Source organism: Pseudomonas sp. GW821-FHT09A09, assembly GCF_059418405.1.
In genome coordinates this window covers 43,643-53,868 of the sequence record NZ_JBWKPU010000019.1, presented here as the reverse complement: position 1 = coordinate 53,868, position 10,226 = coordinate 43,643, and the positions used below count along the sequence as shown (strand labels likewise).

The 10,226-nt window shown below is 65.0% G+C and carries 8 protein-coding genes; all 8 read right to left on the bottom strand.

Translation table 11 applies throughout. From position 1 onward, the window contains the following. Positions 1-85: 85 nt before the first annotated feature. The 8 genes from AC07OV_RS17765 to AC07OV_RS17730 all read right to left on the bottom strand — a co-directional run bounded on the left by AC07OV_RS17765 (position 86) and on the right by AC07OV_RS17730 (position 10,223). Positions 86-1,615 (bottom strand): DHA2 family efflux MFS transporter permease subunit, encoded by a 1,530-nt coding sequence (locus AC07OV_RS17765; protein WP_494996445.1) that lies wholly within the window; start codon positions 1,613-1,615, stop codon positions 86-88. After that, positions 1,615-2,808: an HlyD family secretion protein gene (locus AC07OV_RS17760; protein WP_494996444.1), complete on the bottom strand. Its 1,194-nt coding sequence runs from the start codon at positions 2,806-2,808 to the stop codon at positions 1,615-1,617. The genes AC07OV_RS17765 and AC07OV_RS17760 overlap by 1 nt, the downstream gene beginning before the upstream one ends. A 15-nt stretch (positions 2,809-2,823) precedes the next feature. Beyond that, complete coding sequence (locus AC07OV_RS17755; protein ID WP_495092675.1) at positions 2,824-4,275, bottom strand: efflux transporter outer membrane subunit; 1,452 nt, start codon at positions 4,273-4,275, stop codon at positions 2,824-2,826. Beyond that, the gene (locus tag AC07OV_RS17750) at positions 4,272-4,745 is read right to left on the bottom strand and encodes a MarR family winged helix-turn-helix transcriptional regulator (RefSeq protein ID WP_176998847.1); all 474 of its coding nucleotides are present in this window, start codon (positions 4,743-4,745) and stop codon (positions 4,272-4,274) included. Before AC07OV_RS17750 ends, AC07OV_RS17755 begins: the two co-directional genes overlap by 4 nt. A gap of 128 nt (positions 4,746-4,873) precedes the next feature. Further along, complete coding sequence (fhuB, locus tag AC07OV_RS17745) at positions 4,874-6,868, bottom strand: Fe(3+)-hydroxamate ABC transporter permease FhuB (RefSeq protein WP_495092674.1); 1,995 nt, start codon at positions 6,866-6,868, stop codon at positions 4,874-4,876. Further along, positions 6,861-7,757: an ABC transporter substrate-binding protein gene (locus AC07OV_RS17740; RefSeq protein WP_495092673.1), complete on the bottom strand. Its 897-nt coding sequence runs from the start codon at positions 7,755-7,757 to the stop codon at positions 6,861-6,863. Before AC07OV_RS17740 ends, fhuB begins: the two co-directional genes overlap by 8 nt. Beyond that, positions 7,754-8,521: an ATP-binding cassette domain-containing protein gene (locus AC07OV_RS17735; RefSeq protein ID WP_495092700.1), complete on the bottom strand. Its 768-nt coding sequence runs from the start codon at positions 8,519-8,521 to the stop codon at positions 7,754-7,756. The genes AC07OV_RS17740 and AC07OV_RS17735 overlap by 4 nt, the downstream gene beginning before the upstream one ends. Positions 8,522-8,546: 25 nt before the next feature. Continuing rightward, positions 8,547-10,223, bottom strand: a complete 1,677-nt coding sequence (locus tag AC07OV_RS17730) for a cyclic peptide export ABC transporter (protein ID WP_495092672.1) — start codon at positions 10,221-10,223, stop codon at positions 8,547-8,549. Positions 10,224-10,226 lie beyond the last annotated feature (3 nt).

The window sequence follows — 10,226 nt, the reverse complement described above, 5'->3', positions numbered from 1 at the left end:
TTCTCCCCCCCCCCCCCCCCCCCCCCCCCCCCCCCCCCCCCCCCCCCCCCCCGGCTCCTACAGGTTGTGCATAGGGCGGCCAGGATCAGTGGCCCGAAGCCTCTGGCCCAGCCTTCGCACCAAACGGCGGCTTGGCCAGCCACACCAGCAACATCAACCCCATGAACATCCACCCCAGCAACGTGAAGTAATCCACGGTGGACATCATGTACGCCTGGCTGGTGAGGATCTGGTCCAGCTGCGCATACGCCTTGTGCCCTGCCCCGCCCAGCGCCTGCAACGCATCGCGGGTCGCCGAGTCGTAGGTGGTCATGTTTTCGCTCATGTACGCATGGTGCTGGTCCGCCCGGCGAATCCAGATCCAGGTGGTCAGCGATGCCGCAAAGCTGCCGCCCAGGGTCCGCAGGAACGTCGCCAGGCCGGCGCCGTCGGCGATCTGGTGTGGCGGCAAGTCGGACATCAGGATGCTCAGGGTCGGCATGAAGAACAGCGCCACGCCAATGCCCATGAACAGCTGCACCAGGGCGATGTGCTGGAAGTCCACCTCATTGGTGAAGCCCGCCCGCATGAAGCAGCTCAAGCCAATCGCCAGGAACGCCAGGCCCGCCAGCAGGCGCAGGTCGAACTTGTGCGCGTACTTGCCCACGAACGGCGACATCAACACCGGCAAGATACCGATCGGCGCCACCGCCAGGCCCGCCCAGGTGGCGGTGTAGCCCATCTGGGTTTGCAACCATTGCGGCAGGATCAGGTTGATGCCGAAGAAGCCCGCATAGCCCAGGATCAACACAATGGTGCCGATACGGAAGTTACGGTAGGCGAACAAGCGCAGGTTGACCACCGGGTGCTTGTCGGTGAGTTCCCAGATCACGAACACCGCCAGGGCAATCACCGAAATCGCCGCGCCAATGATGATGAAGTTGGACTCGAACCAGTCCAGGTCATTGCCCTTGTCGAGGATGATCTGCAACGCACCCACCCCGACGATCAAGCTGAGCAGGCCCACATAGTCCATCGGCTGGTAGCTGGTTTCCACTGGGCGTTTCTTCAGCTGCGAACGCACCACCATCACCGCAAAGATGCCGATGGGCACGTTGATAAAGAAGATCCACGGCCAGCTGTAGCTGTCGGTGATCCAGCCGCCGAGGATCGGCCCGGCAATCGGCGCTACCACCGTGACCATCGCCAATAACGCCAGGGCCATGCCGCGCCTGGCCGGGGGGTAGACCGCAATCAGCAGCGTCTGGGTCATCGGGTACAGCGGCCCCGCCACCAAGCCTTGCAGCACCCGGAAGGCGATCAGCTCGGGCATGGAGGTGGAAATGCCGCAAAGAAATGAGGCCAGCACAAACAGGATGGTCGCCCACAGGAACAGCTTCACCTCGCCGAAGCGGCGGCTCAGCCAACCGGTGAGCGGCAAGGCAATGGCGTTGCTCACCGCAAACGAGGTGATCACCCAGGTGCCCTGCTCCGAACTCACGCCCAGGTTGCCGGAAATGGTCGGCAACGCCACGTTGGCGATGGTGGTGTCGAGCACCTGCATAAAGGTCGCCAGCGACAGGCCAATAGTGGCCATCAACAGGCTGGGTGGCGTGAAGGAGGCGTTATTGCTCATTAGCGTTGCACAGCCTTGGGAGCAGCGAGGCTGTTGTCATGGATCAGCTGGGTGATCATGGCGTCGGCTTCGGCCAGTTGGCGGTCGTACACGTTGGTGGTGAACGAGGCTTTTTGCGGCGCTTGTTGCGCCAGTACCGGGCCGCTCTGGTCGTGCAGGTCAACGTTGACCACTGTCGACAAGCCTACGCGCAGCGGGTGCTTGGCCAGTTCGTCGGCGTTGATGTGGATGCGCACCGGCACCCGTTGCACGATCTTGATCCAGTTACCGGTGGCGTTCTGCGCAGGCAGCAGGGCAAACGCGCTGCCGGTGCCGGCGCCGAGGCTGTCGACGGTGCCGCTGAACTTCACGTCGCTGCCGTAGATGTCCGACTCGATATCCACTGGCTGGCCAATGCGCATGTTGCGCAGCTGGGTTTCCTTGAAGTTGGCGTCGATCCACAGCTGGTCCAGCGGGATCACGGCCATCAAGGCAGTGCCTGGCTGTACGCGTTGGCCCAGTTGCACGGTGCGTTTGGCCACATAGCCGGTCACCGGCGCGATCAAGGTGCTGCGCGCATTGGTCAGGTAGGCCTGGCGCAACTGGGCAGCGGCGGCTTGTACGTCCGGGTGGGACGAGATCACGGTGTCATCCACCAGCGCGCTGCTGGTCTTGAACTGTTGCTGCACGTTGGCCAGGGCGTTTTGCGCCGAGGTCAGGTCGTCGCGGGCGTGGGACAGTTCTTCCTGGGAAATCGCGCCGCCGGCAGCAAGGTTCTTACGACGGTTGTAGTTGTCCTGAGCCTTTTGCACGTTGGCTTGTTGCGCCAGTACCTGGGCCTTCATGCCGTCGACATTGCTGTACAAGCCGCGCACTTGGCGCACGGTGCGGGCCAGGTTGGCTTGGGCACTTTGCAGGGCGACGGCAGCGTCGTTGGGGTCGAAGTTGATCAGCACCTGGCCTTCGTGCACCAGGTCGCCATCGTCGGCGCCGATGCTGACCACGGTGCCGGTGACAAGCGGGGTGATCTCCACCACGTTGCCGTTCACATACGCGTCATCGGTGCTTTCATTGAAGCGGCCGTAGAGTTCATACCAGCCCCAAACGCCCACGACACCGAGGATGACGATCAGCGCCAGGCCGATCAGCATCACTTTGCGCTTGCGTGGGTTGGTGTCTTTTTCTGTTGCGGCGTTGCTGTCGGCAGTGGCCATGACTAATACCTCAGATTATTCCGTACGCGTTGCTGGGGTGGCTGCTGCCACGTTTGCGGCGTTGTATCCGCCACCCAGGGCCTGCATCAATTGAATCGACAGATCGATCTGCGCAGCGTTCAGGGTCGCCAGCTGACGCTGGGCCTGCAGCAATTGCTGCTCGATGCTGAGCACATCCAGGTAGTTACCGATGCCCGAGCTGTAGCGCTGCACGCCGGTGTCGTAGGACTGCTGGGCAATGTCCGCGGCATGTTGCTGGGCCTGGATCTGCCGGCCGGTTTCGCGTAATTGCACCAGGCTGTTACCGATATCGCCCAGGGCCTGCACCAGGGTTTTGTTGTACTGCGCCACCGCCAGGTCGTAATCGGCGTCGCGGGCATCGAGGTCGGCGCGCAGGCGACCGCCGTCGAAGATCGGCAGCGAGATAGTCGGCGCAATGCTGAAGAAGCGGCTGGCCGAACCGAACATCGCATCCCCCAGCAACGACTCGGCCCCGGCGCTCGCGCTCAGGTTGAGGTTGGGGTAGAAGCGGGTCTTGCTCGCGGCCACGTTCTTGCTCGCGGCCTCTACGCGCCAACGAGCGGCGATCAGGTCGGGACGGCGGCCCAGCAGTTCGGCCGGCAACACCGAAGGCACGGCGACGGCGCTGGGCTTGAGCACGTTGGGGCGGGTCAACTCGCCGCCCCGGTCCGGGCCTTTGCCCAGCAGCACCGCCAGGGCGATCTTGGCGCTCTGCAGTTGTTTTTCCGCGTCGATCAGTTGCGACTCGGAGCTGGCTTCCAGGCTTTCGGTCTGCTGGTACTGGTACTGGCTGTCGATGCCTGAATTCAGGCGACGCTTGCCCAGGTCGAGCATCTGGCGGGTGCGCTTGAGGTCGTCGTTGGCCAGGTCACGCACGATGTGCGCCTGCCCCAGGTCGCTGTAGGCCTTGGCCACGTTGGCAGCCAGGGTCAGGCGTGCGGCCTGTTGGTCGACTTCGGCGGCACGCGCCTGCCCCAACGCAGCTTCCCAGGCGGCGCGTTGGCCACCCCACAGGTCGAAGTTGTAATTGAAGCTGGCGCCGATGTTACGCACGGTAGCGTAGGCATCGCCTTCACCGCGCGGGTCTTGGTCCTTGGCCAGGCGCGAACGGCTGACGCCGGCGCTGGCGTCCAGGGTCGGCATGCGCGCGGCGTCGGCAGCAAAGGCGGCGGCTTCGGCCTGGTGGGCACGGGCGCTGGCCACTTGCATGTCGGGGCTGTTTTGCAGGGCTTCCTGGATCAGGCCGTCGAGTTGTGGGTCGCCGAGGCTTTTCCACCAGTCGGCAGTGGGCCAGGCGGCGGGCGACAGGGTCGCGCCGCTCAGGGATTTACCGGTTTGCAGGGTGTTGGCGTCGAGGCGTTGGCCCTGGGTGTCGAGGCCGCTGAAGTTGGCACAACCGGCCATGCTCATCGCCACCAGCACCAGGCTCAGTGCACGCGTTTTCATTCTTTACCTACCCGCAGCAGGGTGATGGAGTCACCTGCGGCTATCAGAATTTTCTTGAGAATCCGCTCCAGCGCTTCCAGCTCGCCGGGCTCCAGGGAGCCCGCCAACTGGTTCAGGGCGTCGGTGCCGACATGGGGCAAGGTGTCCGCCAATTTCTGGCCTTCGGCCGTCAACACCAGCTGAACCTGGCGACGATCCTGGGCGCTGCGCTGGCGTTCGAGCAGGCCCTTTTGCTCCAGGCGATCGAGCATGCGGGTCATCGAGCCACTGTCCAGCGACAGGTGGCGGCACAGCTCGGCCGGGGTGTCGATGCCATAGAGCGCCATGATCACCAACACCTTGAACTGCGCGGCAGTGATGCCGTACGGCTCCATGTGGGTGTCGATGATGCGGTCTTTGAGCAGTGCGGCGCGGCCGAGCAACAAGCCGAGGTGGCAGTTGTGGAAGTTGTCGGGGGTGAAGTGTTTCATTGGGAAGTCACCTTATTACTGCCTAGGCAGTGAATGTATGACCAGATGTTACTGCTTAGGCAGCGAATGTCAAATGGAATAATTAGCTTGCTTGCTAATTGACCGATAAGCGGTGGCTCACGGCGCAATCAGCGTGCGCCGCGACGCACCATCAACAGCACCAGCCAGGGCCCGCCCACCAAAGTGGCGACCAGCCCAGCAGGCATTTGCTCGGGGAACACCAACTGCCGGCCCAGCCATTCGGCCAGCACCATCAACGTGGCGCCGAACAACGCCGACAGCCACAGTTGCTGCATCGGGCGACGGGCGCCGGCCAGGCGGGCAATGGGAGGTGCCAGCAAGCCAACGAACGACAGCGGGCCCACTAGCAGGGTCGCAGTGGTGGTCAAGACGCCGGCGAACAACAGGATCAACAAGCGTGCTCGGCTGACCGGCACGCCGACACTGGCCGCCGTGCCCTCCCCCAACGAAAACGCCAGCAGCCAGCGGCTGAACAGCGGCACCAGACACAGGCCGATGACAAACACCGCCGCACTGGCCCAGGCCATCGACGCCGGCAGGTAATACAGCGAGCCCATCATCATCTGCAGCATCAACCCGGCGCGCGGGTCACCACTGGCCAGGCTGGCGCTGACCATCGCCTGGGCCCAGGCACTCACCGACACCCCCACCAACAACAGGCGCTGCGCGGTGAACGCTCCCCTGCCAAACCAGAGCAACGCGCCCAGCGCCGTCAGTGCACCGGCCAGGCAGGCAACGAACAGCACCGCAGCCGAAGGCTGTGCCACCAGCAACACCACTGCAATCACCCCCAGCGCACCACCGGAACTCACCCCCAGCAAGTCCGGGCTGGCCATCGGGTTGGCGGTGAGCCGTTGCAGCAAGGTCCCGGCCAATGCCAGTAAACCTCCCGCCGCCGCGGCAGCGACGGTGTGAGGCACCTGCCAGAACAACAGCGCGCTGAGCTGTGACAGGCTGGCGACCTGCCAGCCGTGCAGGCTGCGCGACACTGCCAACGACAGGAACAGGCTGAGCAGCAGCAACCCCAGCGTGCGTCCGAGGGCAAATCGCGCCTCGCCGTGCGTGTTCAAGCGCCAGCCACTCGACGGCCCCTGACGCAAGCGCGGCAGCAGGAACACCAGCAACGGCACGCCCAACAACGACGTGACCGTGCCCGTAGGAATCAAGTGGGCCGCAAACGGGCCGGCACTCGACACCTGCAACACAATCTGGTCAGTGGCCCACAACAGGCCTGCGCCAATGCACGCCGCCCACACCAGGCGCTGGTACAGCGTGCGCGCGCCCAACTGCCGTGCCAGCGCCGGCGCCGCCAACCCGACAAAGCCGATCACCCCCACTTGGGCCACCACCAGGGCCGTCAGCACCACAGCCAGCAACACCGCCAGCAGGCGTGTCGTGCCGACCTTCGCGCCCAGGCTGCGGGCCGTGCTTTCGCCGCTGTCGAGCAGGGCCAAGGGGCGCCGGCTGAACCACACGACGACGCTACACCCCACCAGGCCCAGGGCGAGATGGGCACTGGGCGTCCAGCCGGACTGCTCCAGCGCACCTCCGCCCCAGATCTGCAAACCGCGCAGTAAATCGAAATTGCCCAGGGCAATCGCCAGGCTGATCGCGCCGCAATAGAGGTTGACCACCATGCCCGACAGAATCACCGCCACGGGCGACAACCGCTGCGGCCATGCCAACAGCAACACCACCAGCACGGCCGCGCCGCCACCGGCCAAGGCGACAGCCTCGCGACTCAGGGCCACCTCGCCCGGCCAATACAACGCAGACAGCGACAGCGCCAGGTAGGCCCCCGGAAAAATCCCCAGCGTCATGGGCTCTGCCAACGGGTTGCGCAACACCTGTTGCACCAGCGCACCCGCCAACCCCAGCGCGGCCCCGCACAACAGCGCCATCGCCACCCGGGGCAGCAGTGAGGCATGCAGCAGCACCTGGGGCAGCACGTCAGGGTCCGGGGCAAACCAGGCCTGCCACCCGCCACCGCTGCCCAGCAGGTCCTGCACCTGAATCAAGGCCAACGCGCTCGCCACCGAAAGCAAGACCAACAGCAGCCCCAGGCATCCACGCGGGAACGCCTGGCGCAAAGCGTTAACCATGGGCGGCCTCCGGGTTCTCGATCTGAGCCAATGCCGCACGCAGTGCACCGGCAAAGCGTTGCAACGACACCAGCCCGCCGTAGGGCGCGATCACCGGCAGTTCCGCCACCCGGTGCTGGCGCACACAGGGCAACGCCTGCCAGACCGGGCTGGCCTGCAAGGCTGCTCGTACATCGGCGGTCACCGGCCCCACCAGCAGCAGGTTGGCCAGCGGCGCCGAGGCCAGGCGTTGCAGCGGCACCAGGGCATTGCCCGCACGGTTGCTCGACCAACCGGCAGCCTGCGCACCATTGCTGACGCCGAGCGACTGCATCACCGCATCGAACAGGCTGCCCTGGCCGTACACCCGCAAGAAATGCCCATCGACCGCGTCAGCCACAATCGTCGGCAGCGCCGTCAGCCGTGGCGCGAGGGGTACAGCGAAACAGCGCCGGGCCTCGTCGATCAATGCTTCGGCGCGGGCCGACTCACTCAACGCACGGGCCAGGGTGCGGGTGTCGTCGAGCAATGCCGGGTAGGGTCGCGGGCTGTCCATATAACCGCCCAGGGTCAGCGTCGGGCACAGGCGTTCCAGGGCCGGCTTCAAGTTGGAATGCCCGGGCGTGAGGATCAACAGGTCTGGCTTCAGGTCGCGCAGCACATCGAAGTTGGGCTGGTACAGCAGGCCGACATTGACCACCCCTTGGGCCAGCGGCGGTTCGACAATCGTGCGCCGGTACCAGTCGGGCAGCGCCATGGCGATGGGCGTGTGGCCCAGGGCCAACAGGGTTTCGGTCAGCTCCCAGCTGAGCGAGACGATTCGCCTCGGCTCGTCGGCCGCCGACGCGCGGGCCAGCCAAACAGCAGGTGCGGCGCACACCAAGGCTTGCAGCAGTTGACGACGGTTCATCGTGGGAAACTGACCAGGCGGCCACTCACGGGGTCGCGCAACACCCCCATCGGCGTGCCATAGATCCGTTGCAAATGATCATCCTGCAACACTTCGGCGGCCGGCACCTGCATCAGCAACCGACCCTCGCCCAGGGCAATGACTTCATCGCAGAAGCGCGCCGCCATGTTGATGTCGTGCAGGATGATCACCGCGCCCATGCCACGCTGGGTGCACAGGTTGCGCACCTGTTGCAGCACGGCGACCTGGTGGCCGATGTCCAGCGCCGAAGTGGGTTCGTCGAGCAGCATGCAGCGGCAGTTCTGCGCCACCAGCATGGCGATCCAGGCACGCTGGCGCTCGCCACCCGACAGGCTGTCCACGGTACGCTCGGCGTACTGCGCGACCTCCGTGGCGCACATCGCCTCCTCCACCCACTGACGATCCTGGGCACTGAAGCGACCGAGCGCGCCGTGCCAGGGGTGACGTCCCAACGCCACCAGCTCACGCACCCGCATGCCGTCGACCTCTGGCGGTTGTTGCGCCAGGTAGGCGATCTGCCGTGCAAAGGCCCGTGAAGACCACTGCGGCAATGGCTGGCCAGCCAGCGTCAGCCTACCCGCCGTGGGGATCGACTGGCGCGCCAGCAGCTTGAGCAAGGTCGACTTGCCCGAGCCGTTGTGCCCGACCAGGCCGTACACTCGCCCGCTGTGCAGTTGCAAATCGAGGGGGTGCAGCAAGGTTCGCGCGCCCATGCGCACGCTGACACCCTCCAGGCGAAACAGGACCTCGGCCTGGGCCAGCGGCGGTTCAAACCGGCTCATCAATCGAGTCGCTCCTGTGGCTGTGCGCAACGATCTTGCCCATGTCCAGCTTGATATGGCGGTCGGCCAAGTTGAAATAGCGGTCATCGTGGGTGATCACCAGCACCGCCTTGCCGCGCGCCTTGAGGTCGGGTAGCAGGCGTTTATAAAACACTTCCTTGAATTCCGGATCCTGGTCGGCCGCCCACTCGTCGAACACGTAGAAGGGCCGGTCTTCCAGCAAGGCCACCAACAACGCCAGGCGCTTGCGCTGGCCCTGGGACAGGTCGAGGGTGGTGAAGCCACCATCTTCGATGCTGACCTTGTGCTCCAGTTGCAGCTCGCGCAAGAGCAGGCGCGCCTGCGATTCAAGGTGCGGCGCCAGCACGCCGAGCAGGCTGTCGAACAGGTAGAAATCACTGAACACCGTGGAGAAGCACTGGCGGTAGGCATCGCGGCCCCTGGCATCGACGGGCGAACCATCCAGCAGCAGCGTACCCGCCTCGCTTTCGTACAACCCCACCAGCAATTTGGCCAGGGTGGTCTTGCCACTGCCGTTGCCGCCGATCAGGTAGGTGATTTCGTCGGGGGTGAACACCAGGTCAACCGGACCGAGCTGGAACAGGCTGTTTTCCTTTTCACGAAAGTACTGGTGGGTCATGCCCCGCAATTCAATGCGCTCAAACCCCTGATCAGGCTCGGCCGTGCCGATCGGTTCCAGCGGCAGGTCGCTGTCGAGCCGGGCGATGCGTTCCAGCGCGACACGCGCCGAGCCGATCACCGGGATCGCTCCCAGCAGGCTTTCAATGGGCAGGATGATGTAAAGGAAGGTGATCGCGTAGCCGGAAACCACATGCCCGTCGACGGCAAACACCCGGGCCAGTACGAACAGGGTCAGCCCGATAAACCCGAACAGCACCAGGCTGCCCCAGCTGGATGCGGCGCTAAACAGCACATAACCGAGGGTTCGCTGGCGACGCACCGATTCGATCGGGCGCGCGAGGGTTTCCTCGACAAAGACTTGTCGCCGTCGTCGGTGCAGCTTGAGTTCCTTGGCACCGTCGAACAAGGCACGGAACTGCTGGATCAAGTCGTCCTCTCGCTGGCGCGAGCGCCGCAGCAGGTCGAGGGCGCGACCATTGACAGAGAGGAAACCCAGCGCCCCCAGGGCCACCGCCACCAGCGCGAACACCAGCAACTGCCACGACAGCCAGCCCAGGTACACCAGGCAGCCGAGGATCACGGTGCCTTGGGTCAGCAGCGTCGGCAGGTTGAGGAAAAACACCACCAGGGTGTCCAGGTCACCGGTCAGGATCGCCAGGGGCCGGGCCGACCCGTAGCGCTCAAGATGCGCGTAGGACGCCTGTGCCATGTGCCCGATGGCACGCAAGCGCACCTGCGCCTTGGCGCGTTGACCCAAGTACATGAACAGCGCCTGGGAGAGCAGACGCAACAGCAGCACACCGCCCACCACCCCGGCAAATTGCAGGCCGAGGTGACTGAGCTGGTCATCCCCGGCGCCCAGGGCCTGGTTGATCAGCGCGACCATGGCGGTGGCGCCAAGGCCACCGACCAGGCTGGCTAATGTGGCCAGGAGCAACAGCCCGCGGGCGCCCTGCAGCAGTGACAGCAACAGGGCGAACGGAGTGCCGGGCAACCCGGCAGCAGGTTTGAGTGAAGGCATAAG